Source organism: Corynebacterium senegalense (assembly GCF_900411315.1).
Lineage (GTDB): Bacteria > Actinomycetota > Actinomycetes > Mycobacteriales > Mycobacteriaceae > Corynebacterium > Corynebacterium senegalense.
In genome coordinates, this window is the sequence record NZ_LS990887.1 from 198,293 (window position 1) to 223,973 (window position 25,681).

The following is a 25,681-nucleotide window of genomic DNA, read 5'->3' on the forward strand; positions in this document are numbered from 1 at the left end:
TGTTTTGCCCGCCTAAATCTCGTTCATCGCGGTGAACAGGTCCGTGGACTGGATCCGCACGACCACGCCGAGACGCTCGCCGACGCCCGCGAGGTGGCGCTGCAGCTCCGCCATGTCGACGCTCTCGCCGGGGATCTCCGCCCGCATGATCATGGTGAAGAAGTCGTCCATGAGGGTCTGGGAGACGTCGAGGATGTTCAGATTGCGCTCTGCGGCGGCGGCCGAGACGCCGGCGATGATGCCGACGCGGTCCTGGCCCGTGGTCGTGATGATTGCGTGCATAGCCCGCAGTCTAGTCAACCCCGGGTCGCCGACACGCGTCGGCACCGCGCTAGCGGCAGTGATCCACGAAGCGTTTCAGCAGCTCATTCGACCACGTCACATCGACGCTCGGCAGGGCCGCCACGATGGTGTCGTACTCCGTCAGGGGGAAGTACCCGTAGTCGTAGTAGAAGTCCATGCGCGTCTTCATCGCGGCGGCGTCCATTTCCGCGTGAAACTGGGTCGCCCACACCTTCTCGCCCCAGCGCGCCACCTGAACCGTCGTGCTCGGCCCGGCGGCGAGGACCTCCAGGCCCTCCGGGAGGGTCTCGGGGTTCTCGGTGTGCCCCGTCAGCGCGCGGAAGGAGTCGGGGAAGTCCCGCATGAGGGCGTCCTCGCGCCCGGCGGCGGTCAGCTCCACCTCCGTCGGGCCGGAGGCCTCGGGCGCCGAGTGGCCGATGGAGCCGCCGAGGGCGTCGACAAGCCAGCTCATGCCGAAGCAGATGAAAAAGACCGGCCGGTCCGCCTCGAGCAGCGAGCGCAGCTCTGCGTGGATGTGCTCCTGCCAGGGTGAGTAGTGGGGGTTGGTCACGTTGAGAGAGCTGCCTCCCACGATCACGCCCGCATACTTGTCGACGCCCTCGATGCGCGTCCCGGTGTCCGCGAGGACCTGCATGTCCACGTCGCCCGCGGCGAGCCCGGTGGCGTCCAGGACGTCGCGCAGCTCGGCCGCGGCGACATCCGGGCCGAGCTCGCCGTTGCGCAGGGAGACGAGGAGGAATCTAGACATGCGGCATATTCTATACCGCTTGGTCTACTTTCCTCGCACCGGGGCACGCACCGACTGCTCGACCAGGTCCAGCATCTGCTCCAGGCGGGCCGTGGGCTCGCCCTCGGCCAGCTTCACCACCAGCCCGTCCATGACGGTGGATAGGTAGGTGTGGATCACGTCGACGGGGACGTCGTCACGCATCGCCGCGTTGGCCTCGAGCCGCGAGTGGACCGCGCCGTCGAGCACCTCCTGGTGGACCCGCCACCGCTCCTCGAACCCCGGGTCGGTGCGCAACTTGCGCACGATTTCCGCTCGCGTGGCGTACCAGCTGTTCTTTTCGGGCCGCGCGATGAGCGTGCGCATGACCTCGATCAGCCCGTTCTCGGCGACGATCGCCGCCTGCCGCGCCGCGTCCTCGCTGGCCACGGCAAGGAAGAGCGACTCCTTGTCCCCGAAGTGGTGGAAGATCGCTCCGCGGGTCTTGCCCGTCGCCTCCTCGAGGCGCGCGACGGTCGCTCCCTCGTACCCGTGCTTCGCGAAGCACGCGCGCGCGGAGTCGATGATCTCCCTGCGGCGGCGGTTGAGTTCAACGTCGGGCACTATCGGCATCGGGGTTCCTCACTTGCGGGGCGGAAAAAGGGGAGAGGGGCCCGCCGGCCGAAGCCGGAAGACCCCTCCTTGATGGTTACGGGAGACTAGCTCTGAACCATCTGGCGCAGCACGTACTGCAGGATGCCGCCGTGGCGGTAGTACTCCGCCTCACCCGGGGTGTCGACGCGGACAACGGCGTCGAACTCGACCTTCTCGCCGCCCTCCTTGGTGGCGGTGACCTTCACGGTCTTCGGGATGGTCTCGCCCTCGTTGAAAGCGGTGATGCCGGAGATGTCGAAGGTCTCCGTGCCGTCCAGGCCGAGGGACTCGTGGGACTCGCCGGCCGGGAACTGCAGCGGCAGGACGCCCATGCCGATGAGGTTCGAGCGGTGGATGCGCTCGAAGGACTCGGTGATGACGGCCTTCACGCCGAGCAGGTTGGTGCCCTTTGCGGCCCAGTCACGCGAGGAGCCGGTGCCGTACTCCTTGCCCGCCAGGACGACCAGCGGGATGCCGGCCTCGGCGTAGTTCTGGGCGGCGTCGTAGATGAACGCCTGCGGCGCGCCCTCCTGCGTGAAGTCGCGGGTGTAGCCGCCCGCCTCCTCCACCAGCTGGTTGCGCAGGCGGATGTTGGCGAAGGTGCCGCGAACCATGACCTCGTGGTTGCCGCGGCGGGAACCGAACGAGTTGTAGTCGTGGCGCTCCACACCGTGCTCGTCGAGGTAGTTGGCGGCCGGGGTGCCCGGCTTGATGGAGGACGCCGGGGAGATGTGGTCGGTGGTGACCGAGTCGCCCAGCTTGGCCAGGACGCGGGCGCCCGTGATGTCCTCGACGGGGTTCGGCTGCTCCGGCATGCCATCGAAGTACGGGGCCTTGCGGATGTAGGTGGAGTCCTCGTTCCAGTCGAAGGTCTTGCCCTCCGGGATGTCGAGGCCCTGCCACTGGGCGTCGCCCTTGAACACGTCGGCGTAGTCGGACTCGTACATCTCGCGGGAGATGGTGTCGGCGATCGTCTTCTCGATCTCCTCGGCGGACGGCCAGACGTCCTTCAGGAAGACGTCGTTGCCCTCGGAGTCCCGGCCGAGCGGCTGGGTCTCGAAGTCGAAGTCCATGGTGCCGGCGATGGAGTACGCGATGACCAGCAGCGGCGACGCCAGGTAGTTCATCTTGACGTCGGGGGAGATGCGGCCCTCGAAGTTGCGGTTGCCGGAGAGCACGGCGGTCGCGGTGAGGTCGTACTCGTTGATGGCCTCGGAAACCTCGGTGGGCAGCGGGCCGGAGTTGCCGATGCAGGAGGCGCAGCCGAAGCCGGTGAGGTAGAAGCCCACGGCCTCGAGGTCCTTCCAGAGGTCGGCGCGCTCGTAGTAGCCGTCAACAACCTGGGAGCCCGGCGCCATGATGGTCTTGACCCACGGCTTGGCCTTCAGGCCCTTTTCGGCGGCCTTGCGGGCGAGCAGGGCGGCGCCGACCATGACGGACGGGTTGGAGGTGTTGGTGCAGGAGGTGATGGCGGCGATGGCCACGGCACCGTGGTCGAGGGTGTACTCGCCACCCTGCGGGGACTCGACGATGACCGGCTTGGAGGCGCGGCCCTCGGCACCCTCGGCGGCGGACTCGCCGTTGCCCGGCCAGGACTCGTTGTAGGACACGGCCTCGGTCTTCTCGGCGCGCACGGGCTCGAAGGTCTCGTTGCCGGCGTCGTTGTAGTCCGGCAGCTGGTTGCGGAAGGTCTGCTTCGACTCGGAGAGCAGGATGCGGTCCTGCGGGCGCTTCGGGCCGGCGATCGACGGCACGACGGTGGACAGGTCGAGCTCGAGGTACTCGGAGTAATTCGCCTCCGGAGCGTCCTGCTCGAGCCACATGCCCTGGGCCTTCGCGTAGGCCTCGACGCGGTCGATGGTCTCCTGGTCGCGGCCGGTCAGGTGCAGGTAGTTGATGGTCTCCTCGTCGATCGGGAAGATCGCGCAGGTAGAGCCGAACTCCGGCGACATGTTGCCGATGGTGGCGCGGTTGGCCAGCGGGATCTGCTTGACGCCGTTGCCGTAGAACTCGACGAACTTCTGCACAACGCCGTGCTGGCGCAGCATCTCGGTGATGGTGAGCACCACATCGGTGGCGGTGACGCCGACCGGGATCTCACCGGTGAGCTTGAAGCCGACGACGCGGGGGATGAGCATGGAGACCGGCTGGCCGAGCATGGCGGCCTCTGCCTCGATGCCGCCGACGCCCCAGCCCAGGATGCCCAGGCCGTTCTCCATGGTGGTGTGGGAGTCGGTGCCGATGCAGGTGTCGGGGTAGGCAACGCCCTCGTGGTCGAAGACGACGCGGGAGAGGTACTCGATGTTGACCTGGTGGACGATGCCGGTCCCCGGGGGCACGACGCGGAAGTTGGAGAAGTTCTCGGCGCCCCAGCGCAGGAACTGGTAGCGCTCTTCGTTGCGCTCGTACTCGATCTCAACGTTCTTGTCGAGCGCGTCGGCGGAGCCGAAGGCCTCGATGATGACGGAGTGGTCGATGACCATCTCGGCCGGGTTGAGCGGGTTGACCTGGTCGGGGTTGCCGCCGAGGGTGGAGACGGCCTCGCGCATGGTGGCGAGGTCGACCACACAGGGGACGCCGGTGAAGTCCTGCATAAGGACGCGGGCGGGGGTGAACTGGATCTCGACGGAAGGCTCGGCCTCCGGGTCCCAGTTAGCGAGCGCCTTGATGTGGTCCTCGGTTACGTTCTTGCCGTCCTCGGTGCGCAGCAGGTTCTCGCCCAGCACCTTGAGGGAGTAGGGAAGCTTCTCCATGCCTTCGACGGCGTCGAGGGCGAAGTAGTCGTAGGACTTCTCGCCGACCTCGAGCGTCTTCTTGGCGTTGAAGGAGTTCTTGCTTTCAGCCACAGTGAGCTCCATTTCTCGTCGTTAACCAAATCCGGGAATAATGACCCAATTGGTGGTCAACTATCCATACTAAGGGACGCCACCAAATCCAGTCGACGTTTTAACGTAACGGCCGTTATGTTTTGCGTGTGAACTGCGTCTCACCGGCGGATGGGCCGTGTGACCTCCCCCCTTCGGGTGGGAAGGGCGGTGGGGAAGACACGACGAAAGGACTGTGAGGCACCGATGATCCCCGCAGACATTGACATGAACTCGCTCGCCGGGCAGCTGGAGGGCGACGGGATAGCTTTCGCCACGGACAATCCGGCGAACGGCCCCCTCGAGCAGCACCTCTCCTCGACGCTGGAGTCCCTGCCCGCCGGCGAACTCGGCGAGATCGGTTTCGTCGTGCTCGAGCAGACTCCTGCGCAGCCCGCAGACCTGAGGGACGTGGCGCAGGATCTGGCAACGGAGACGGGCCTGGGGACGGTGATCGTGCGCACCCCTCAGGCGAGCGGCGCGGCGAGCGACGCGGCGAGCAGGGCGCAGGTGGAGCGCGGGCAGAGGGCGATGATGGCGCAGCCGGATTACGGGGAGGGTCTGCGGGCCTTTGCGGGCGCGGCGCAGGGCGGGGTGTGGAACTGGCCTGCGGTGGGCGCGCTGGTCCTTGTGGCGGTGGCGGTGGTGGCGGCCGTGAGCTACCTGCTCGCCCGGTCACAGTCAAGCAGAAAGGCTTGACTCAAGGAGTAGCCCCGGGCGGTGCCGGCCACATTTCACTAGTGTGACGAAGATCACTGAAATATACCGGCGTGTCAATCCCGCAGCGTGCGGGGCACGTTGGTCATGTGAATCGCCTTGACCAATGTGAAAGTAGGTAAAGGTTGTGCAACGGATTAATAAAGTGTCGTATGGTTTCGATGTCGGCTCGTGAGTCGTAGGCAATTTCATATCTCACCGTGACAACACAGGTTCGGGCATGTGGGGAAGCACGCCAAGCGCCGGAGGTTGACGCGGAGGGATGATTGCCCGGCTCACGTGCCTGCGTCAGTAGTCAACTAACCTTCCGCCCGTCAAGCCTGAGGGCTTACCCTCTCGTGCCGTCGCGCGCCTAGTCAGCGCGCCCCGGCCGTGTGTTTGACGTGCGGTGTGAGGAGCACCTCCAATGGGCAACCCCAGGAAGGGCACCCGTGTGCGCTGGGTCCGGACGGCCACCAGCGTGATCGCGTGCTCGACAACCCTTTCCCTCGCCGGCACCCTCGTTTCCCCCGCGTCCCGGGCGCAGGAGGGCGAATCCTCCGCCTCCTCTCTCGTCGCCGCCATCTCGGACGCGCAGGCCCGCGTCGACGAGCTCGACCTCGGGCTCGGCACGCTGCGCGAGAACGTCAACCAGGCGCTGGTGGATCTGCACGACGCCCAGTCCCGCGCCGAGCAGGCCCGCCGGGGCGTCGAGGAGGCGCGCAAGCGTCTCGAGGAGTCGGAGTCCGCCGTGGAGGCGGCCCGCGCGGAGCTGGCCGAAATCACCCGCCTGCAGTACCGCGCCCAGGGCAGCCCCTCGGCGCTCGCGGGCCTGTCCGCCTCGGAGGGCGGGGACAAGCAGAAGGACGTCCTCGACCGCTCGCTCTACCTGCGCCAGCAGTCGGAGGAGAAGCAGGCCAAGCTCGCCGAGGTGGAGCGCGCGCGCACCGAGGCGGCCAACGAGGAGTCCACGCTGCGCGAGACGAGCCGCCTCGCCGAGCAGACCGCCGCCGAGGCAGAGTCGGCCGAGCGCGACGCCCGCGAGAAGCTCGACGCCAACCAGCGCGAGCTCGAGCAGCGCACCGCCGAGCGCAGTGCCGCTGAGTCCGAGCTGAAGTCCGCGCAGCAGGAGCTTGACGACGCCCGACCCGGCGCGTCCGCCGCCAAGGCCGATAACGCCACCGCCACCGCCACCCCCGCCCCCGAGCCGAAGAAGGAATCGGCGCCGGTCGATCCCGAGGTGGCCAAGGCGGTGCGCGAGAAGCTGTCCTCGGCCGCCCCGGACGCTCCCGAGCCGACCGACGAGCAGATCTCCAGCGCGATCTCCACGGCGGAAACCGCGGCCGAGCGTGCGGGCGATTCCGCTGGCGACGCCACCGCGGAGGCCGCGGCGATCGCGGCCGCCACGGCCCTGATCGGCTCCTCGCAGGCTGAGCACACGGAGCTGGACAACCCCTACTCGGGCAGCAACTCGGCGGAGCTCATCGCCGCGTTCTCCCGCGGCCTGTCCAGCGCGCTCGGCTCGGCGCAGTCGGCCGCGACTGAGGCCCCCGGGGTGGAGGAGGTGCTTCCGGACGTCGATACGGCGGAGAGCGTGACGGACAAGATCAGCTCCGCCCTGACCCCGGCGGCCAATACCTCGAAGGTGGAGACGGTGATCGCGCGGGCGCAGTCGATGATCGGCACCCCGTACGTCTGGGGCGGTGGCGACGCCAACGGCCCGACGTCCGGCCTCGAGGGCGGCCAGAAGGGCTTCGACTGCTCGGGCCTGGTCCTGTACGCCTTCGCCGCGGCCGGAGTGTCGCTGCCCCACTACACGGGCTACCAGTACCAGCGCGGCACCCAGATCGACCCGAGCGAGGCGCAGCGCGGCGACCTCCTGTTCTGGGGGCCGGAGGGCAGCCAGCACGTGGCGATCTACCTCGGCGACGGCACGATGATCGAGGCCCCGCAGTCCGGCCAGAACGTGCAGATCTCCCCGGTGCGCTACGGCGGAATGTCCGCGAAGGCGGTCCGGCTGCTCTAGCCATCCTCTACTATCTGAGGCATGGCATTGAACGACTACGACGCACTCCTCGTCCTCTCCTTCGGCGGCCCTGAAGGAAAGGACGAGGTCATTCCTTTTCTGGAAAACGTGACCCGCGGCCGCGGCATCCCCCGCGAGCGCCTGGCCGAGGTGGGTGAGCACTACTTCCACTTCGGCGGCGTCAGCCCGATCACCGCCCAAAACAGGGAGATCATCGCCAATATCGAGGCGGAGCTGGCCGGGCGCGGCCACGACCTTCCGGTCTACTTCGGCAACCGCAACTGGCGCCCCTTCGCGGAGGATGCCGCACGCACCATCGCGGAAGACGGGCACCGGCGCGTGCTCGTGTTCGCCACCTCGGCCTGGGGCGGTTACTCCGCCTGCCGCCAGTACGACGAGGACATCGAGCGGCTGCGCGAGGTCACGCCGGAGATCGAGTACACGAAGCTCTGGCAGTTCTACGGCCACCCCGAGTTCGTCCGTCTCAACGCCGAGTACCTCTCCGAGGCATGGAAGAAGGGCGAGGCCGGCGCGACCAAGGTCCTCTTCTCCGCGCACAGCGTCCCCTCCGCCGCCGACGAGGTCTCCGGCGGGCCGACCGACGCCCACCTCTACTCGCGCCAGGTCGCGGAGGCCTCGCGCCTCATCGCCGAGGCCGCGGGCGTCACGGACTACGAGGTGGTCTGGCAGTCCCGCTCCGGCAACCCCGCCACCCCCTGGCTCGAGCCGGATGTGGTAGACCGCTCCCTCGAGCTGCACGAGGAGGAGGGCACTCAGCACGTCATCTGCGTGCCGGTCGGCTTCATCACGGATCACATGGAGGTCGTCTGGGACCTGGATACCGAGCTCCGGGAGGCGCTGGAGGACAAGGGCATGACGCTCGATCGCCTGCCCACCGTTGGTCTGACGAAGGATTTCGCGGCGATGGTCGTCGACATCGCGGAGAACGTCGCCCAGGGCGCGGAGCCCGCAAGCCTGTCGACGGTCACCGTCCAGGGCTGCACCGTCAACGGCGCCCCTTGCGCCCCGGGGTGCTGCAAGAAGGAAGCCTAGCCGTAGGCCTCCCGCCACAGGTCATGCACCGCGTCGGCGACTCCGGCCATGCGGGCGGTGCGGATGTGGCGCCACAGGGCGAAAAGCTGGGGATCAAGGCTGTGGTCGCCGACGGTGTCCGTCACAGTCTCGATGATCGCCGCGACCCGGTCCGCCCGGGCGAAGAGCTTCGCCGCCCGCGGGGTCACGCAGCCGGGCAGACCCGGCGTGTCGTAGAAGTCTGATAGGGCACCGACCGTCAGGCGGGGGTTCGGCAGGTCCGCCGCGCCGCCCCCGAGGGCCTCGATGAGGTCGGCGGCCTGGTCGGTGGCCCGCGCGAGCAGCGCGTCGGCCTCGCCGGGGGTGAGCCAGGCGGGCTCGGGGAGGCGCTCGTGCTCCTCGAACCAGCGCCATTCCACCGCGCCCTCCGTGTAGCGCGGCACGAGGATGTGGGTCAGCTCGTCGCTCTCGCGAAGCGCCACCGCCCCGGCCGGGGTGAGGGCGGACAGGGCGGGAGAGCCGGCGGGAATGGCGGCGGCCTGGCCGGGTCCCCACAGCAGGAGGCGGACGGCAGGGTCGGGGGAGGTGAGGTCGGCGGCTGCTCGGGCGTCGGCAAGCAATGCGGCGATGGGGCGCCCGCCGTAGGTGTGGGTGCCACCGAGGTCGCGCAGTGCGTCGAGGAGCTCGTCCGTCGGTTCGTGGCCGTAGAGCCAGGCCGCGAGCCAGACGGCGGTGTTCTGCAGGGGTGAGTAGACTTCGGCGCGCGTGTACACCGCGGCAATCATAGCGGATAGAATCTGCCCACTATGGGTTTCGATGAGCGCTACGGTGGAGACATTTTCAAGGGTCATTCGCGCAGGCAGCGGCCCTCCTATCCCGCGATCCCGGCCGAGCCCGGCCTGGTCGCGGAGGTCGTCGGCGACGAGTTCGTCGGCGCGGTGGTGGGCTTCGAGCGGACCCACGACGGAGATTTCGTGCGGCTCGAGGACCGCCGCGGCACCCAGCGGCTGTTCAAGATGCTTCCCGGCGCCTTCCTCGTGGAGGGCAACCGGGTCACCCTGGTGCGCCACGTGGAAAAGCGCGCCCCCCACACGTCGAACTCGGGCTCGAGGCGGGTGGAGAACGTGAAGGCGAAGGTCGCCATGCCGAGCCGGATCTGGGTCGAGGGCATCCACGACGCCGCGATCGTGGAAAAGGTCTGGGGCCACGACCTGCGCGTGGAGGGTGTCGTCGTGGAGTACCTCGAGGGGCTGGACAACCTGGGGGAGAAGCTCGCCGAGTTCCAGCCGGGGCCGGGCCGCCGCATCGGGGTGCTGGCGGACCACCTCATCGAGGGCACCAAGGAGTCCCGCCTGGTGGAAAACGTCGGCCCCGACGTGCTCGTCACCGGCCACCCCTACATCGACATCTGGGCGGCGGTGAAGCCGCGCAGCGTGCGCATCCGCGAGTGGCCCGAGGTGCCCTACGGCGAGGACTGGAAGACGGGCGTGTGCGCGCGCCTCGGCTGGTCCGACACGAGGGAGGGGTGGAACAGGGTCTACAACGCGGTCTCGACGTTCCGCGACCTCGACTACACCCTCATCGGGGCGGTGGAGCGGCTCATCGATTTCGTCACAACCCCTGAGCTGAGCAAGGCGGACATGTAGCCTGGGCACGTGGGCGCACTCATCTGGTTTATCGCAGCACTCGTCATCGCCGGGCTTGAGCTGGCGGCGGGCGAGTTCACCTTCCTGATGATTGCCGCCGGCGCCCTCACCACCTCCGGCGCGGCGCTGTTCGGCCTGCCCCTGTGGGCCGAGGTGGCCGTCTTCGCCGCCTCCTCCGCGGCCTTCTGGTTCTTCCTGCGGCCCTACCTGCACCGGCGCTTCATCAAGCCGCCGCTTTACGACGACTCACCGCGCGCCCTCGTCGGCTCGCGCGCGGAGGTGCTGGAGGAGATCACCCCCGCCGGCGGCCAGGTGCGCCTGGACGGCTCCATCTGGTCCGCCCGCTCGCTCGACCCCGCGGTGAGCATCCCCGCCGGGGCGCACGTGACCGTATCCGACATCGACGGCCCGGTGGCGGTCGTCTGGAAGGAAAGCTGATGGGCGCTATTTTTGCCCTCGTCATCATCGCTTTGGTGGTGGCGCTCCTCTTCACCTCGATCAAACTGATTCCGCAGGGGGAGGCGGCCGTCATCGAGCGTCTCGGCCGCTACACCCGCACCGTCTCCGGCGGGCTGACCCTGCTCGTCCCCTTCATCGACCGGGTGCGCGCCCGCGTGGACACCCGCGAGCGCGTCGTGTCCTTCCCGCCTCAGGCCGTGATCACCCAGGACAACCTGACCGTGGCCATCGACACCGTGGTCACCTTCCAGATCAACGACCCCGCCAAGGCGATCTACGGCGTGGACAACTACCTTGTCGGCGTCGAGCAGATCTCGGTGGCCACGCTTCGCGACGTCGTCGGCGGCATGACCCTCGAGGAAACCCTGACCTCCCGCGAGACGATCAACCGCCGCCTGCGCGGTGAGCTGGACGCCGCCACCGGCAAGTGGGGCCTGCGCATCAGCAGGGTCGAGCTCAAGGCGATTGATCCGCCGCCCTCGATCCAGCAGTCCATGGAGATGCAGATGAAGGCGGACCGGGAGAAGCGCGCGATGATCCTCACCGCCGAGGGCAAGCGCGAGTCCGACATCAAGACCGCCGAGGGCGAGAAGCAGGCCCGCATCCTCTCCGCGGAGGGCGAGAAGCACGCGGCCATCCTCAACGCCGAGGCGGAGCGCCAGGCCACCATCCTGCGCGCGGAGGGAGAGCGCGCCGCCAAGTTCCTCGCCGCGCAGGGCGAGGCCCGGGCGATCCAGAAGGTCAACGCCGCGATCAAGTCCTCCGGCGTCACGCCCGAGCTGCTCGCGTACCAGTACCTGGACAAGCTGCCCCAGATCGCCGACAACGAGGCGGCCACCATGTGGATGATCCCCTCGGCGTTCGGCGACTCCCTGGAGCAGTTCGCCAAGGCCTTCGCCCACAAGGACGACGACGGTGTCTTCCGCTACGAGGCCGCGAGTGTGGACGAGGCGACGCGCGACATGGCGGCGCAGGAAAACACGGACGAGTGGTTCGACACCTCCACCGACCCGGAGCTGGCCAAGGCGCTCGCGGAAGCGCGCGCTGTGGCCAACAAGCACGTGGACGACCCCGACCCGACCGCCGTCGCGCAACCCGGCGCGCCCTCGCCGGGCGCGGCGCAGCCACGCGGCATCGAGGCGCGCCACGAGCAGCCGGGCAGCGACCTTCTACCTGGTGTCAGCGAGCAGGTGGAGCGGAAGCAGCCCGAGTAATCAGGTTGAGCACCAGCTTCCAGCCAGCCTGCTCCGCCCGCCAGCCGGCTGCCTGGAGGCGCTGGCTCATCGCCTGCTTCGAGATGCCCAGCGCGGCCGCCGCCTCGTTCTGGTTGTAACCGCCGCGCAGCAGGGCGGTGGCCTCGCGCCCCTCGAAGGTGCGCTTGTGCAGGACGTGGCCCAACAGGGCCAGCGCGGCGGCGATATCCTCGGCGTCCGTCCCGGCGTCCGGGGCGTCCACCTTGACCCCCACCACGGCGGGGCGCGACCCGACGGCCTCCGTCGCGGTGTAGAGGGCGCTGCCCTCGCGGGTGATGCCCAGCCCGATGGCCCAGCTGCCGTCGGAAAGCAGGGCCATGATGAGGTTGAGGGCCGCCTCGGCGTCGTCGACCCGGGCCCGGATGTCCTCCACGCCCACCACCTCGAAGGTCCCGACGCCGGGGAGGGTGGCGAGGGCCTCAGCAGAGCGGCGCACCAGCTCGGCGCGCCGCTTCTCCCGCCCCCGGTAGCGTGCGTGTACGGCAATCATGGCTCAACAGTCTAGTTGTCCGGGCTCCCGACTTGACTCGGCGCGCCCTGGCGGGTGGGCAGCAGGGCGTCGAGAAGCAGCCCACCGAGGCCGAGGAGCCCGAGCACCACGGTCAGCGCGATCACCGCGGGATCCGCCCGGCCGGTCAGAGTATCGCCGAGGAACACCGTGCCGACGGTCCCCGGCAGCGAGCCCGCGAAGGTGGCCAGAGCGAAGGGAAGAACGCCGACACGGGTGAGGGCGGCGGCGTAGTTCATGATGGAGAAGGGAACGACCGCGATCATCCGCAGGCTCGCCACCGCCAGCCAGCCGCGCTGCTCGAGGCGGCGGTTCACCGTCTCCACCGCCGGGTGGGTCAGCCGCGGCGCGATCCAGTCGCGCAGCAGGCCGCGCACCACGAGCAGGGAGAGCACCGCGGAAGCCGTCGTCGCCGTGATCGCGATCGCCAGGCCCCACAGGCTGCCGAAGAGCACGCCGGCCGACAGCGTCATGATGGTGCGGGGGATGGGAAACTGCGTGACCAAGACGTAGAGCAGCCAGAAGAAGAGAGGGAACAACGGGCCGGTGTGCTCGGCCCAGGAGCGCAGGACGGGCAGCGGGGGGACGTCGAGAAGCAGCCATGCCGCGACGAACCCGGCGGCGGCGACCGCGAGCAGAACGGCGCGGCGCGCGGACATTCTCGGCATGGGTGGTCTTTCTAGGGGGGCTATATAGTCGTCACAAACCTACCCCCGCACGCACCCCAGGGAGAAGCCAGCATGCTCGTCGCCGCCGACGTCCTCAGCTGGGCCGCGGTCATGGCCATCCCGGGCCCCGACATCGTCGCCATCGGCAGCCAGGTCGCGCGCCACGGGCACAGGGCAGGCTTCGCGACGGCACTGGGGGCCGCCCTGGGCGTTTCCCTCTGGTCCGTCCTCTCCCTCGTCGGGATTTCGGCGCTTTTGCTCGCCGTGCCCGCGCTCGCCGTCATCCTGCCGGTGCTCGGCTCGGCGGTGCTCATCCTGCTCGGCCTGCTGGCGCTGAGGGGCGCCGCGCGGCCCGCCGGGGGAGGCGGGGTCCGCTACGTCGGCGAGGCGTCCGCACCGGACCGCGCCTCGGCGTGGCGGTCGGTGCGCCTGGGCCTGGTGACCAACCTCTCCAACCCGAAGGCGCTCGTCTTCTTCACCTCGTTTTTCACTCCGCTGATGAACCACTACGACGGCGCGGCGGCGAAGGCCGCGATGCTCGCGCTCCTCCTCGCGGTGTCCCTGCTGATCTTCTCCACCATGTCTGTGGTGCTCAAGGCGGCGTCGTCCTCGCCGCTGGCAAACCTGCCGGCGGTGCGCTTCCTGCCGGGCGCCATCTTCGTGCTCATCGGCTCCTACTACCTGGCCGACGCGCTGGGGGTGTAGCCGGCGACGCCGTGCCGGCACAATAAAAAATCCGAGACACCGTGATCACGATGTCTCGGAGAGTTGTGCCCGAGGGGGGACTTGAACCCCCACGTCCGTTAATAGGACACTAGCACCTCAAGCTAGCGCGTCTGCCATTCCGCCACCCGGGCCGGGTTTTGTTTTCAGCCTCTCGGCTGGGCACCTGCATTACTATAGGGGGTGCTGTGACAAACACACAAATCGGCAGGTCAGCGCGCGGAAATCGGCGTTAAGACGAAGAGGAATCCCACACCTGTCATTCCATGAATCCGGCCCCCGTGCACGGGCGCATCGGGTAGAAATGGAGCCATGACTACCTACGACTACGACTCCGATGTTTTCCCGGGCCACGACCCGCTGGCGTCGCTGGCCGACGTCCCCTCGTTCCCGCTGACCTCCAGCGGCGTCTCGGACGGGGAGCGCCTGGCCGACACGTTCGTCGGCGAGGACGCCACCTCGCCCGAGCTTTCCTGGTCGCAGCTTCCGGAGGGCACCAAGTCGCTGGCGGTGACGTGCTACGACCCGGACGCGCCGACGGGCGCGGGGTTCTGGCACTGGGCTGCGTTCAACATCCCCGTCGACGTCACCGCGCTCCCCGCGGGCGCGGGCAGCGCCGAGGACCTGGGCGTCGGCGCGGTCACTCTGAAGGGCGACTCGGGGCAGCGCGCCTTCTACGGTGCCAACCCGCCGGCGGGCCACGCGCCGCACCGCTACATCTTCGCGGTGCACGCGGTTGACGTGGAGAAGCTTGACGTGCCCGAGGACGCGACGCCCACGGTGCTGGCCTTCAACCTCTTCTTCCACTCCCTGGGCCGCGGCGTGGTGTGGGGCTGGTACGAGAACAAGTGACGGTCCCGGTTCAGCTGCGCGCCGGCGGGGCTTTCATGGCCGTGGCGCTCGTTCTGCTCATCTACGCGGCGCTGGCCTACCTGCGCGGGGACGAGACATTCGTCGTGACGCCCCAGGTGCTCAGCATCGTCGCAGCGGCGGTCATTTTCGGGGCGAACGCGACGTTCGTCCGCGGCCAAGAGCGCTCGCGGCCGCAGGTCGTTGCGCTCGCGCTGGCCGTGGTGCTCCTCGTGGTGGGGTTCCTCGCCCCCTCGGCCGAGCTCTTCGTGACGCAGCCGTTCTGGCTCATTCTCTGGGCCGTGACGGCCGCCGTCTGCGCGCTTATTCTGCGTCGTTCCGCCATGTGAGGCCGCTGCCCACGGCCTCGCTAATCGACGCCAACCCGTGCGCCTTCACCTGCGCGGCGAGACCCGCGTGGATCCCCCGGATCCAGCCGAGCCCGCCGTAGATGAATGGGGTGTAGCCCTGGAGCAGGCTCGCGCCCGAGGTGATGCGTTCCCAGGCCTGCTCCGGGGTGGAGATCCCGCCGACGCTGACGAGCACGAGCTTGCCGCCGACGCGGTTGTGGAGGCGGCGCAGCACCTCGAGTGAGCGCTCGTTCAGCGGGGCGCCGGAGATACCGCCCGGGCCCATTGCCTCAACCTCGGCGGGGTCGGTGACGAGCCCCTCGCGGGAGATTGTGGTGTTGGTCGCCACGATGCCGACGATGCCGAGCTCGACGGCCAGGTCGGCTACGGCGTCGATGTCCTCGTCGCTGAGGTCGGGGGCGATCTTCACCAGGACGGGGGTGTCGGTATTGTCGCGCACGACCTCAAGGATGGGGCGCAGCTCCTCCACGGCCTGGAGGTCGCGCAGCCCGGGGGTGTTGGGGGAGGAGACGTTGACCACGAGGTAGTCCGCCAGGGGCCCGAGTACGCTCGCGCCGGCCCGGTAGTCCGCGACCGCGTCCTCGGAGGTCTTGTTCTTGCCGATGTTGATGCCCACAACGTCGCCGGACTTGCGCGAACGCAGGTTCACCGCCGCGGCGAGCGCGCCCTCGTTGTTGAAGCCCATGCGGTTGAGGATGGCCTTGTCCGCGGGCAAGCGGAACAGCCGCGGGGCGGGGTTGCCCGGCTGAGGCCGCGGGGTGACGGTGCCCATCTCGGCGTAGCCGAAGCCGACGGCCCCCCAGGCGTCGATCGCAGCGGCGTTCTTGTCAAAGCCCGCCGCGAGCCCAAGCGGGGCGGGGAAGCGCACGCCGAAGAGCTCCTGCTCCAGGACGGGGTCGTGGACGCGGACCACCTTCTCCATCGCGCGGTTGACGGGGCGCGCGGCATGGAGCAGGCGCAGCAAGCCGCCGATGATGCCGTGGATGCGCTCCGGCGGCAGGAGGAACATGGCTTTGAGCAGGACGTCGTAGGGGCGCATGGAGGGACCTTTCTAGCGGTCGGAGGGGGAGACGACCTGGATGCCGTCGCCGGTGGCGGATGCGAGGACGAGGGTGCCATCGGGCAGCGCAACCATCGACTGCGCGTCGGCGACGGTGGCGAAGCCGGCGTGCTTGATGGGCACCCCGGTGGACAGCGAGTACCCCTCCGCCTTGTTGACGGCGGTGGAGCTCACCCACGCGAGCTGCCCCGGCAGCTCCCAGGCCACGGCCCACGGGCTCTCGGCCACCGGCGCGGTCATCTGCAGGCGGATGATGTCCTCGGTGTTGTAGACGAGGACCTGGTTGCCCGTCGCGTCCGCCGCCAGCACCATGCCCTCCGGGCCGGTCGCGGCGCCGCCCACGCCGAGGCCCGCGCGCAGCGTGCCGCCCTGGCGGCCGGACTGCCAGTCGAGGTCCTGGACGGTCGTGTCCGCGTTGTTGAGCCGCACGACGGCGTCCGGGCGGCCCTCGCCGCGCGGGGCGGCTAAGATGCGGTCGGTCTCGCGGGCGACGGTGAACTCGGAGACCGTCTGCCCGTCGCGCAGGACGCGCACGGTGTTGTCCTCGCGCGAGCCCGCGATGATCTCCCCGCCGGTGGTCACGGCGGCGGCCGTGGCGGGGAAGTCGGTGCCCACGGAGTTTTCACCGGACTCCGTGATCAGGCGGATCTCGTCGCCGCAGGCGATGACGAAGGTGCCGTTGTTCGCGGAGACGTCGCCGCAGGCGTCGTCAAGCGGGTAGCTCGAGCCCTTGCCTGCGGTGATCTCGTCGAGGGTGCCCACGCGCAGCTCGGAGGCGGTGCGCAGCGCGAGGAGGTCGCCGGTCGCGTCGAGCTCCGTGACCGCGGCGGAGGGGTAGACCTTTCCGGCCACGCCGGCCGAGGGCGGGGAGGGCTGCGCGCTGGCGTTGCCCATGAACACATCCTTCTGCTGCCCGTCGTCCTGGGCCGGCTCGGACTGGCACGCGGCCAGCGCGGCGGCGGCGCAGCCCGCGGCCACCATCAACGTCGCTTTTTTCACGCTCACACTCACGTTTGCCAAGCCTAGCAACGCTTCCCGCCGCGCCCGGCATCCATGAGCGGGTGTAACCTCTCCACCCATGAGTATGAGCTGGCTCCAAGTCATCGTCCTGTCTATCGTGCAGGGCCTCACCGAGTTCCTGCCGGTGTCCTCCTCCGGCCACCTGCGCATCGTCTCCGAGTTGTTCTGGGGCGAGGACGCCGGCGCCAGCTTCACCGCCGTCATCCAGCTCGGCACCGAGCTGGCGGTGCTCGTTTTCTTTGCCAAGGACATCTGGCGCTTCCTCTCCGGCTGGTTCGTCGGGCTGTTCAACAGGGAAAAGCGCGGTTTCGACTACCGCATGGGGTGGATGGTCATCGTGGGCACCATCCCGGTCGCTGTGCTCGGCTTTTTGCTCAAGGACCTGATCCGCGAGAACTTCCGCAACCTCTGGATCACGGCGGCGGTGCTCATCCTGTTCTCGCTCGTGTTCATCGCCGCCGAACGCAAGGGCACGAAGTCGCGCGGCTTCGAGGAGCTCACCATGACCGACGCGATCGTCATGGGCCTGTGGCAGTGCCTCGCGCTGATCCCGGGCGTGTCGCGCTCGGGCGGCACGATCTCCGGCGGCCTGTTCCGCAACCTCGACCGCGAGGTGGCCACCCGTTTCAGCTTCCTGCTCGCCATCCCTGCGGTGCTGGCCTCGGGCCTGTTTTCGCTTCCCGACGCCTTCAGCCCCCAGGCCGGGCAGGCGGCCAGCGGCGCCCAGCTGTTCGTGGGCAGCGCGATCGCCTTCGCCCTGGGCTACGCCTCGATTGCGTGGCTGCTCAAGTTCGTCTCCAACAACTCCTTCGCCTGGTTCGCCGCCTACCGCATCCCGCTGGGCCTGCTCGTCATGGCGCTGCTCGGCTTCGGCCTTATGAACCCCGCGTAGCGGACTGAGTAGGGTAGTGCCCATGCATTCCTGGCCCACCCCCTCCGTCCCGCCCGTGCCGGGCGAGGCTGTAGTACTCCGCCTCTACGACACCGCCGACCAGGCCGTCAAGGCCGTCGACGTCACCCCCGACGCAAACGGCGAGGTGGGCATGTACGTCTGCGGCATCACCCCCTACGATTCGACCCACCTGGGCCACGCCGCCACCTACCTCGCCTTCGACCTCATCCACCGCCAGCTGGCAGCTAACGGGCACCGCGTCCACTACGTGCAGAACATCACCGACGTCGACGACCCGCTGTTCGAGCGCGCGGCCCGCGACGGTGTGGACTGGCGCGAGCTGGGCATCTCGCAGATCGACCTGTTCCGCAGCGATATGGAGCAGCTCGGGGTGATCCCGCCGCGCGACTACATCGGCGCGATGGAATCCATCGACGAGGTCATCGAGATGGTCTCCGCGCTTCTCGGCGCCGGGGCGGCCTACCGCCTCGACGGCGGCGACGTCTACGCCTCCATCGAGGCGACGGAGCAGTTCGGCTACGAGTCCAACCTGGGGCGCGCCGAGATGGAGCACTTCTTCGCGGAGCGGGGCGGGGACCCGGAGCGCCCCGGCAAGCGCGACAGCCTCGACGCGCTTGTGTGGCGCGGCCACCGCGGGGGCGAGCCCGCGTGGGACTCGCCCTTCGGCCCCGGCCGGCCGGGCTGGCACGTGGAGTGTTCCGCCATCGCGACGAACCGCCTCGGCCACCGCTTCTCCATCCAGGGCGGCGGCTCCGACCTCGCGTTCCCGCACCACGAGTTCTCCGCGGCGCACGCCGAGGCCGCCTACGGCGTGCCGCGGATGGCGGGCCACTACGTCCACGCGGGCATGATCGCCCTCGACGGGACGAAGATGTCCAAGTCCCTGGGCAACCTCGTCTTCGTGCACAAACTCACCGAGGAGGGCTACGAGCCGGGCGCGATCCGCCTCGCCCTCTTCGCCGGGCACTACCGGCAGGACAGGGACTTCTCCTATTCGCTTCTCGACGCCGCCACCTCCCGCCTCACCCGCTGGCGCGAGGCCGCCGGCCGCGAGGTTTCCGAGGCGGAGGCCCTCGCTGTCGTCGCCGGGCTCCGCGCGGCGCTCGCGGATGACCTGGACACCCCCCGCGCCCTGGCGATCCTCGACGCGGCGGAGGGCGACCACGACGGCCTCGTGGCCGCGGCGGTCGACGGGCTGCTCGGCGTGCAGCTGCAGCCAACTTCGCGCACAATGAACGCATGAGCATCCGCGAGCAGTTCCAGCCCGACGTCGACGAGTTCATCGACGACCTGACCACCTTCGCCTCCGGCTCCTACCTGCAGGAAGAGGACAAGGAGCTGTGGGAGCAGCCCTTCGACCCCGCCGTCCTGCCGGACCTGAAGCGCCTCGTCGAGATGTTCCTCGACGCCCTCGAGCTGCTGGGCGATGACCCGGAGGGCGAGAACATCAACAAGGTCGTGGCCCCCTTCTACGCCAACCTGCAGGAGTTCAACGCGGCGAACGCGGACGCCGTGCTCGAGCCCGAGGAGAAGGCCGACCTGGAGTCGCTGGTGTTCCGGGCAGTCGCGGCGACGGGCGCGGACGACGAGGCCCTGAACAACCTCCCCGAGTTTGAGTAGGGGGATGCCGCGGGCCGTCTTCTGGGACATGGACGGCACGCTCGTCGACACCGAGCCCCTCTGGGGCATCGCCACCTACGAGCTGTCGGAGAAGTTGGGCCGACGCATCACCCCGGAGGTTCGCGCGCGGACGGTCGGCGGCAGCTTCGCCAACACGCTGCGTCTGTGCGCGGAGTTCGCGGGCCGAGAGCTTCGCGAGGGCGACTACGAGCGCTACCGGGCGTGGATGTACGCGCGCATGGGCGAGCTGCTCGCCGGCAGCCTCGAGCCCAACCCCGGGATCCACGGGTTGCTCACCTCGCTGCGCGACGCCGGGATGCGGATGCTGGTGACCACGAACACCGAGCGCGAGCTTGCCGACGCCTGCATCGCCGCCGTCGGAGAGCACTTCTTCGTCGACTCCATCACCGGCGACGAGGTCGCGAGCCCCAAGCCCGCGCCGGACATGTACCTGGAGGCGGCCCGGAGAGTAGGGGAGGACCCCTCCGACTGCCTCGTCGTCGAGGACTCCTGGGCCGGCATGAGCGCCGCCGCGGCGGCCGGCTGCCGGGTGCTCGGCCTCGCGCAGGAGGTGCCCAACGGTGTGACCCGCTTCGACCCCGCGCTGTTCGTCGGCGCGGGCGCGGCAGACGTCGCCCGGTGGTTCAGCGCACTGGCCGGCACCGATGCGATAGAGTGATTCAGCGTGAAAACCTTCGATGACCTTTTTGCCGAACTCACCCGCAAAGCCGCCGAGCGCCCCGCCGGTTCCGGAACCGTGGAGGCCCTGGACAAGGGTGAGCATTTCATCGGCAAGAAGATCATCGAGGAGGCCGGCGAAGTGTGGATCGCCTCCGAGTACCAGTCCGATGCCGAGCTGGCCGAGGAGATGAGCCAGCTCATGTACTGGACCCAGGTGATGATGATCAAGCGCGGTATCACCCCCGACGACATCTACAAGTACCTCTAGGAGCGCACCACCGTGATCAAGATCGCCGTTCCCAACAAGGGATCCCTGTCCGAGAAGGCTATGGAGGTGCTCACCGAGGCCGGCTACAAGAGCCGCGGGATGCACAAGTCGCTCAACGTCCTCGACGAGGACAACGGGGTCGAGTTCTTCTTCCTGCGCCCCAAGGACATCGCCATCTACGTCGCCCAGGGCCACCTCGACCTGGGCATCACCGGCCGCGACCTCGCCCTCGACTCCCGCGCGAAGGTCGAGGAGGTGCTGCAGCTCGGCTTCGGCAGCTCCACCTTCCGCTTCGCCGCCCCGCAGGGGGAGGCGTGGACCGTGGAGGCGCTGCAGGGCCGCCGCATCGCCACCTCCTACCCGCACCTGGTCGAGGACTACCTCGCCGCCCGCGGCATCGCGCCCGCCGAGGTGATCCGCCTCGACGGCGCGGTTGAGATCTCCATCAAGCTGGGCGTGGCCGACGTCATTGCCGACGTCGTCTCCACGGGCACGACACTGCGGCAGCAGGGCCTCGCCGCGTTCGGCGAGCCGATCACGAGCAGCGAGGCTGTCGTCGTCAAGCGTGCCGGCGTCGAGCTCGACGCGCGCCACGACGTCGTGCTCAAGCGCATCAAGGGCATCCTCAACGCACAGACCTATCTGATGATCGACTACAACGTCTCGCGCGACAAGCTCGAGGCCTCGACGGCCATCACCCCGGGCATCACTGGGCCGACGGTCTCCCCGCTGTCGCGGGAGGGCTGGGTCGCCGTGCGCGCCATGGTGCCGCGGCTCGACGCGAACAAGGTGATGGACGATCTGGCTAGCGTCGGAGCGGAGGGCATTCTGGCCACTGAGCTGCGAATCGCCCGACTCTGAGTTGTGCGTATGATGGCGGACATGAGTACTCGTACAGAAGTAGATCTGCTCGGCCCCATGGAAGTCCCCGCTGACGTTTACTACGGTGTGCACACCCTGCGGGCGATCAACAACTTCAACATCTCCGGCTCCACCATCAACGACCTGCCCGAATTCATCCGCGGCATGGCCCAGGTGAAGAAGGCCACCGCGATGGCCAACCGCCGCCTCCACGCTCTGCCGAAGAAGAAGGCCGACGCCATCATGTGGGCCTGCGACCAGATCATCGAGGAGGGCCGCTGCCTCGATCAGTTCCCGATCGACGCCTTCCAGGGCGGGGCCGGCACCTCCGTCAACATGAACACCAACGAGGTCGTCGCCAACCTCGCCCTCGAGCACCTCGGCCACGAGAAGGGCTCCTACGACGTCATCAACCCCAACGACGACGTCAACATGTCCCAGTCCACCAACGACGCCTACCCGACCGGCTTCCGCCTCGGCGTCTACTACGCCGTGCAGGGCCTGCTCCAGGAGCTCGACGAGCTGCAGAAGGCCTTCCGCGCGAAGGGCGACGAGTTCCACGACGTCATCAAGATGGGCCGCACCCAGCTGCAGGACGCCGTGCCGATGACCCTGGGCCAGGAGTTTACCGCCTTCGGCGCGAACCTGGCCGAGGAGCAGCGCACCATCCAGTCCGCGGCGGAGGCCCTGCTCGAGGTCAACCTCGGCGCCACCGCCATCGGCACCGGCATCAACACCCCGTCCGGCTACCGCGACCAGGTCGTCGCGGCGCTGCGCGAGGTCACCGGGCTCGACATCCAGGCCTCCCCGGACCTCATCGAGGCCACCTCGGACACCGGCGGCTACGTCATGATGCACTCGGCCATCAAGCGCGCCGCGATGAAGCTGTCCAAGATCTGCAACGACCTGCGCCTGCTCTCCTCCGGCCCGCGCGCCGGCCTCAACGAGATCAACCTGCCGGAGCGCCAGGCCGGTTCCTCGATCATGCCCGCGAAGGTCAACCCGGTGATCCCCGAGGTGGTCAACCAGGTCTGCTTCAAGGTCTTCGGCAACGACATCACCGTCTCCATGGCCTCCGAGGCGGGCCAGCTGCAGCTCAACGTGATGGAGCCGGTCATCGCGGAGTCGATCTTCGGGTCGATCAACCTCCTCCGCAACGCCGCGCGCACCCTCCGCGAGAAGTGCGTGACGGGAATCACCGCGAACAAGGAGGTGTGCGAGGCCTACGTCACCAGCTCGATCGGCATCATCACCTACCTCAACCCGTACATCGGGCACCACAACGGCGACGTCATCGGCAAGGAGGCTGCTCTCACCGGCCGCGGCGTGCGCGAGCTCGTCCTCGAGCGCGGCCTGATGACGGAGGCGGAGCTCGACCGCGCGTTCAGCAAGGAAAACCTCATGCACCCGGAGTACCGGGGCAAGCTCTACCTCGACGAGGACGACAACTAGAGTTTGCTGGCAGCGTTGGAGTGCTGAATACTGATAAGTATCACCAGCCCCAGCAATAGGGAGACATTCCAATGCTGCTAGCACTACAACTCATCATCCTCTTCGGCGCCATCGTTCTCGGCGCCCGCATGGGCTCCATCGCCATCGGCTTCGCCGGCGGCCTTGGAGTCCTTCTTCTTGGGTTGACGGGCATGAACGTCACCGCCGACGACATCCCCTTCGACGTCATCGGCATCATCATGTGTGTCATCGCCGCGATCTCGGCGATGCAGCTCGCGGGAGGCATGGACTACCTCGTCCACGTCGCAGAGCGCTTCCTGCGCCGCAACCCGAAGCGCATCACCCTGTACGCCCCGATCGTCACCTGGCTCATGACCGTTCTGGCGGGCACCGGTCACACCGCCTTCTCCACGCTGCCCGTCATCGTCGAGGTGGCCCAGGAGGGCAAGGTCCGCCCGTCGCGCCCGCTGTCCGTCGCGGTCATCGCGTCCCAGATGGCCATCGTCGCCTCCCCGATCTCCGCGGCGGTGGTGTTCATGGCCTCCGTCCTCGAACCCCTCGGCGTCGGCTACCTTCAGCTGCTCGGGGTGATGCTCCCGGCGACGTTCCTGGCCATCTTCCCGACCGCCTGGATCTCCAACCGCCTGGGCAAGGACCTCGAGGACGATCCGGTCTACCGTGACCGGCTCGAGCACGGCCTGGTCTCGCAGCCCACCCCGGCCGCCGAGTACGTCGCCCCGAAGGGCGCCAAGGCGTCGGTGGGCATCTTCCTCGCCGCCATCGTCATCGTCATGGCCTACGCCACGCTCATCTCGGAGCAGGTCGGGCTCATCCCGAACCCGACGATCCCGCGCAACGAGGCGATCATGGCGATCATGCTCGCGGCCGCCGCCGTCATCCTCCTCGTCACGCGCCAGAAGTCGGCGGAGATCCTCAACACCCAGGTGTTCCGCTCGGGCATGTCGGCCTCCGTCTGCGTGCTCGGCGTTGCCTGGCTGGGCACCACCTTCATCAACCACTACATCGAGGACATCCAGACCATCGCGGGCGACGTCCTGCACGCTCGCCCGTGGCTGCTCGCCGTCGTGCTCTTCTTCGCGGCCTCGCTGCTCTACTCGCAGGCGGCCACCGCGAAGGCGCTCATGCCCGCCGCGATCGCCATCGGAGTCAGCCCGCTGACCGCGCTGGCCGCGTTCCCGGCTGTCTCCGCGCTCTTCGTCCTGCCGACCTACCCGACGCTGCTCGCGGCTGTCGAGATGGACGACACGGGCTCCACGCGCATCGGCAAGTACGTCTTCGACCACCCGTTCATCGTTCCGGGTGTGGTCTGCATCGCCCTGTCGGTGATCCTCTCCTACGCCATCGGCGCGGTTGTAATCTAGGGCCATGAGCACTGACGTAGAAATTGCCCAGGCCCATTCCCTCGAGCCCATCACTGACATCGCCGCGAAGGCGGGGGTGCCGGGGGAGGCGCTCATCCCGTACGGCAGGCACATGGCGAAGGTGGACACCAGCCATGCCGAGGGCGCGCAGCCCGGCAAGCTCGTGCTGGTCACCGGGGTGTCCCCGACGCCGGCGGGGGAGGGCAAGTCGACCGTCCTGATCGGGCTGACCGACGCGATGGCCCGGCTGGGCCACAACGCGATGGTCGCGCTGCGCGAGCCCTCGCTGGGCCCCGTGATGGGCATCAAGGGCGGAGCCGCCGGCGGCGGCTACTCGCAGGTCGTGCCGATGGAGAACATCAACCTGCACTTCACGGGCGACTTCCACGCCATCACCTCCGCCAACAACACGCTGGCCGCGCTCATCGACAACCACATCCACCAGGGCAACGAGCTCGGCATTGACCCCCGGCGGGTCACCTGGCAGCGCTGCCTGGACGTCAACGACCGCTCCCTGCGCAGCGTGGTCACCGGCCTCGGCGGCCCCGCCAACGGTGTTCCCGCGCAGACCGGGTTCACCATCACGGCCGCCTCCGAGATCATGGCCATCCTCGGGCTGGCCACCGACCTCGAGGACCTCAAGCGCCGCCTCGCCGCGATCACCATCGGGCTGACCTACGACAAGCGCCCCGTCACCGCGGGCGACCTCGATGCGCAGGGCGCGATGGCGGCGCTGCTCAAGGAGGCGATCAAACCCAACCTCGCGCAGACGCTCGGCGGGACCCCCGCGTTCATCCACGGCGGGCCCTTCGCCAACATCGCGCACGGCTGCAACACCCTAATTGCCACCCGCACCGCCATGAACTACGCGGACATCGTCCTCACGGAGGCCGGTTTCGGCTCCGACCTGGGCGCCGAGAAGTTCTTCGACATCAAGGCCCGGTACGGCGGCCTAGACGTCGCTGGGGCGGTGGTCGTGGCCACGATTCGGTCGATGAAGTACAACGCCGGCGTGCCGAAGGACAGGCTGACGGAGGAGAACGTGGACGCGGTCCGGGAGGGGATCGTGAACCTGGAGCGACACGTGGAGAACGTCGCCAAGTTCGGCATGACCCCCGTGGTGGCGATCAACCTCTTCACCAGCGACACCGACGCGGAGCGGGCGTTCGTCCGCGACTGGGCCGCCGAGCGCGGCGTCGCCCTGGAGGAGTGCGAGGTGTGGGCGAAGGGCGGCGAGGGCGCCCTCGACCTCGCGCGAACGGTGCTGGACAACCTCGGCGAGGGGACCTCGCACCCGCTCTACGACCCCGCGGACGGGGTGGAAAACTCGATCGCCACCATCGCGAGGGAGATCTACCGCGCCGAGAGCGTCCAGTACTCCGTCAACGCGAAGAAGGACCTGCAGACGCTGAAGGACAACGGCTTCGACACCCTGCCCGTGTGCGTGTCCAAGACGCAGTACTCCTTCTCCGACGAGCCGACGCTTCTGGGCGCGCCCGAGGGGCACACGCTGCACGTGCGCAAGCTCATCCCGCGCACGGGAGCGGGCTTCGTCCTCGCGCTGACCGGCGACGTGATGACCATGCCGGGGCTGCCGAAGAAGCCGGCCGCCAACAACATCGACGTCGACGAGACCGGCGTCGTCTCCGGCCTGTTCTAGTTGGCG

27 protein-coding genes and 1 tRNA gene are annotated in these 25,681 nt (G+C 68.6%); 18 read left to right on the forward strand and 10 right to left on the reverse strand.

The window, feature by feature from the left end; translation table 11 throughout:
• Positions 1-12 precede the first annotated feature (12 nt).
• From DYZ02_RS00980 to acnA, 4 genes are all read right to left on the reverse strand, one after another.
• Positions 13-282 carry an ACT domain-containing protein gene (locus tag DYZ02_RS00980; protein ID WP_115684599.1) on the reverse strand — a complete coding sequence of 90 codons (270 nt, stop codon included), beginning with the start codon at positions 280-282 and terminating at the stop codon, positions 13-15.
• 49 nt (positions 283-331) lie between these two features.
• Complete coding sequence (locus tag DYZ02_RS00985; protein WP_115684600.1) at positions 332-1,051, reverse strand: glutamine amidotransferase-related protein; 720 nt, start codon at positions 1,049-1,051, stop codon at positions 332-334.
• A gap of 24 nt (positions 1,052-1,075) precedes the next feature.
• A complete protein-coding gene (locus tag DYZ02_RS00990; protein WP_115684601.1) occupies positions 1,076-1,642 on the reverse strand; it encodes a TetR/AcrR family transcriptional regulator in 567 nt (188 codons plus the stop codon).
• An 86-nt stretch (positions 1,643-1,728) separates the two neighbouring features.
• Positions 1,729-4,509, reverse strand: a complete 2,781-nt coding sequence (acnA, locus tag DYZ02_RS00995; RefSeq protein WP_220272193.1) for an aconitate hydratase AcnA — start codon at positions 4,507-4,509, stop codon at positions 1,729-1,731.
• Positions 4,510-4,734: 225 nt separating this feature from the next.
• On the opposite strand from acnA, the gene DYZ02_RS01000 reads away from it, so the two are divergent.
• The 3 genes from DYZ02_RS01000 (at position 4,735) to DYZ02_RS01010 (ending at position 8,302) form a co-directional block, all read left to right on the forward strand.
• Positions 4,735-5,226, forward strand: a complete 492-nt coding sequence (locus DYZ02_RS01000; RefSeq protein ID WP_115684603.1) for an Rv1476 family membrane protein — start codon at positions 4,735-4,737, stop codon at positions 5,224-5,226.
• Between the two features lie 424 nt (positions 5,227-5,650).
• Entirely contained in the window at positions 5,651-7,249 is a 1,599-nt protein-coding gene (locus DYZ02_RS01005; RefSeq protein ID WP_115684604.1) for a DIP1281 family NlpC/P60 protein, read from the forward strand.
• Between the two features lie 21 nt (positions 7,250-7,270).
• Complete coding sequence (locus tag DYZ02_RS01010) at positions 7,271-8,302, forward strand: ferrochelatase (RefSeq protein WP_115684605.1); 1,032 nt, start codon at positions 7,271-7,273, stop codon at positions 8,300-8,302.
• Here the strand turns inward: DYZ02_RS01010 and DYZ02_RS01015 are convergent.
• Entirely contained in the window at positions 8,299-9,054 is a 756-nt protein-coding gene (locus DYZ02_RS01015; RefSeq protein ID WP_115686306.1) for a hypothetical protein, read from the reverse strand. The two genes, DYZ02_RS01010 and DYZ02_RS01015, sit on opposite strands and share 4 nt — an antisense overlap.
• A gap of 33 nt (positions 9,055-9,087) precedes the next feature.
• Between DYZ02_RS01015 and DYZ02_RS01020 the strand changes: the two genes are divergently transcribed.
• The 3 genes from DYZ02_RS01020 to DYZ02_RS01030 are packed head-to-tail and all read left to right on the forward strand — an operon-like array spanning position 9,088 to position 11,600.
• Complete coding sequence (locus DYZ02_RS01020; RefSeq protein ID WP_115684606.1) at positions 9,088-9,927, forward strand: DUF3097 domain-containing protein; 840 nt, start codon at positions 9,088-9,090, stop codon at positions 9,925-9,927.
• Positions 9,928-9,936: 9 nt separating this feature from the next.
• Positions 9,937-10,365, forward strand: coding sequence for an NfeD family protein (locus DYZ02_RS01025; protein WP_115686307.1), 429 nt, complete (start codon positions 9,937-9,939; stop codon positions 10,363-10,365).
• Entirely contained in the window at positions 10,365-11,600 is a 1,236-nt protein-coding gene (locus DYZ02_RS01030) for an SPFH domain-containing protein (RefSeq protein ID WP_245945513.1), read from the forward strand. Before DYZ02_RS01025 ends, DYZ02_RS01030 begins: the two co-directional genes overlap by 1 nt.
• Here the strand turns inward: DYZ02_RS01030 and DYZ02_RS01035 are convergent.
• Both DYZ02_RS01035 and DYZ02_RS01040 read right to left on the reverse strand, forming a co-directional pair.
• Positions 11,566-12,129 (reverse strand): MarR family transcriptional regulator, encoded by a 564-nt coding sequence (locus DYZ02_RS01035; RefSeq protein WP_115684607.1) that lies wholly within the window; start codon positions 12,127-12,129, stop codon positions 11,566-11,568. The genes DYZ02_RS01030 and DYZ02_RS01035 overlap by 35 nt on opposite strands.
• Positions 12,130-12,140: 11 nt before the next feature.
• Positions 12,141-12,815 carry a TVP38/TMEM64 family protein gene (locus DYZ02_RS01040; RefSeq protein WP_425450989.1) on the reverse strand — a complete coding sequence of 225 codons (675 nt, stop codon included), beginning with the start codon at positions 12,813-12,815 and terminating at the stop codon, positions 12,141-12,143.
• A gap of 72 nt (positions 12,816-12,887) precedes the next feature.
• On the opposite strand from DYZ02_RS01040, the gene DYZ02_RS01045 reads away from it, so the two are divergent.
• Positions 12,888-13,520 (forward strand): LysE family translocator, encoded by a 633-nt coding sequence (locus DYZ02_RS01045; protein WP_115684609.1) that lies wholly within the window; start codon positions 12,888-12,890, stop codon positions 13,518-13,520.
• Between the two features lie 66 nt (positions 13,521-13,586).
• On the opposite strand, the gene DYZ02_RS01050 is transcribed toward DYZ02_RS01045, so the two are convergent.
• A tRNA-Leu gene (locus DYZ02_RS01050) sits at positions 13,587-13,672 on the reverse strand.
• Between the two features lie 178 nt (positions 13,673-13,850).
• Between DYZ02_RS01050 and DYZ02_RS01055 the strand changes: the two genes are divergently transcribed.
• Positions 13,851-14,390 (forward strand): YbhB/YbcL family Raf kinase inhibitor-like protein, encoded by a 540-nt coding sequence (locus DYZ02_RS01055; RefSeq protein WP_115684610.1) that lies wholly within the window; start codon positions 13,851-13,853, stop codon positions 14,388-14,390.
• Complete coding sequence (locus DYZ02_RS01060; protein ID WP_245945514.1) at positions 14,387-14,737, forward strand: hypothetical protein; 351 nt, start codon at positions 14,387-14,389, stop codon at positions 14,735-14,737. Before DYZ02_RS01055 ends, DYZ02_RS01060 begins: the two co-directional genes overlap by 4 nt.
• Here the strand turns inward: DYZ02_RS01060 and DYZ02_RS01065 are convergent.
• Both DYZ02_RS01065 and DYZ02_RS01070 read right to left on the reverse strand, forming a co-directional pair.
• Entirely contained in the window at positions 14,712-15,797 is a 1,086-nt protein-coding gene (locus DYZ02_RS01065; protein WP_115684611.1) for a quinone-dependent dihydroorotate dehydrogenase, read from the reverse strand. The two genes, DYZ02_RS01060 and DYZ02_RS01065, sit on opposite strands and share 26 nt — an antisense overlap.
• Positions 15,798-15,809: 12 nt before the next feature.
• A complete protein-coding gene (locus DYZ02_RS01070; RefSeq protein WP_245945515.1) occupies positions 15,810-16,823 on the reverse strand; it encodes a WD40 repeat domain-containing protein in 1,014 nt (337 codons plus the stop codon).
• Between the two features lie 79 nt (positions 16,824-16,902).
• Between DYZ02_RS01070 and DYZ02_RS01075 the strand changes: the two genes are divergently transcribed.
• The 9 genes from DYZ02_RS01075 (at position 16,903) to DYZ02_RS01115 (ending at position 25,675) form a co-directional block, all read left to right on the forward strand.
• Positions 16,903-17,730, forward strand: a complete 828-nt coding sequence (locus DYZ02_RS01075) for an undecaprenyl-diphosphate phosphatase (RefSeq protein WP_181896966.1) — start codon at positions 16,903-16,905, stop codon at positions 17,728-17,730.
• Between the two features lie 22 nt (positions 17,731-17,752).
• The gene (gene mshC / locus DYZ02_RS01080) at positions 17,753-18,994 is read left to right on the forward strand and encodes a cysteine--1-D-myo-inosityl 2-amino-2-deoxy-alpha-D-glucopyranoside ligase (RefSeq protein ID WP_115684614.1); all 1,242 of its coding nucleotides are present in this window, start codon (positions 17,753-17,755) and stop codon (positions 18,992-18,994) included.
• The gene (locus DYZ02_RS01085) at positions 18,991-19,371 is read left to right on the forward strand and encodes a hypothetical protein (RefSeq protein WP_115684615.1); all 381 of its coding nucleotides are present in this window, start codon (positions 18,991-18,993) and stop codon (positions 19,369-19,371) included. The genes mshC and DYZ02_RS01085 overlap by 4 nt, the downstream gene beginning before the upstream one ends.
• Before the next feature lie 4 nt (positions 19,372-19,375).
• A complete protein-coding gene (locus DYZ02_RS01090; RefSeq protein WP_115684616.1) occupies positions 19,376-20,050 on the forward strand; it encodes an HAD family hydrolase in 675 nt (224 codons plus the stop codon).
• Between the two features lie 6 nt (positions 20,051-20,056).
• Entirely contained in the window at positions 20,057-20,320 is a 264-nt protein-coding gene (locus DYZ02_RS01095; protein WP_115684617.1) for a phosphoribosyl-ATP diphosphatase, read from the forward strand.
• A 12-nt stretch (positions 20,321-20,332) separates the two neighbouring features.
• Complete coding sequence (hisG, locus tag DYZ02_RS01100) at positions 20,333-21,181, forward strand: ATP phosphoribosyltransferase (RefSeq protein WP_115684618.1); 849 nt, start codon at positions 20,333-20,335, stop codon at positions 21,179-21,181.
• A 21-nt stretch (positions 21,182-21,202) separates the two neighbouring features.
• A complete protein-coding gene (aspA, locus tag DYZ02_RS01105; RefSeq protein ID WP_115686309.1) occupies positions 21,203-22,633 on the forward strand; it encodes an aspartate ammonia-lyase in 1,431 nt (476 codons plus the stop codon).
• A gap of 71 nt (positions 22,634-22,704) precedes the next feature.
• Positions 22,705-24,015: an anaerobic C4-dicarboxylate transporter gene (locus DYZ02_RS01110; RefSeq protein WP_115684619.1), complete on the forward strand. Its 1,311-nt coding sequence runs from the start codon at positions 22,705-22,707 to the stop codon at positions 24,013-24,015.
• Between the two features lie 4 nt (positions 24,016-24,019).
• Entirely contained in the window at positions 24,020-25,675 is a 1,656-nt protein-coding gene (locus DYZ02_RS01115) for a formate--tetrahydrofolate ligase (RefSeq protein ID WP_115684620.1), read from the forward strand.
• Positions 25,676-25,681: the final 6 nt, after the last annotated feature.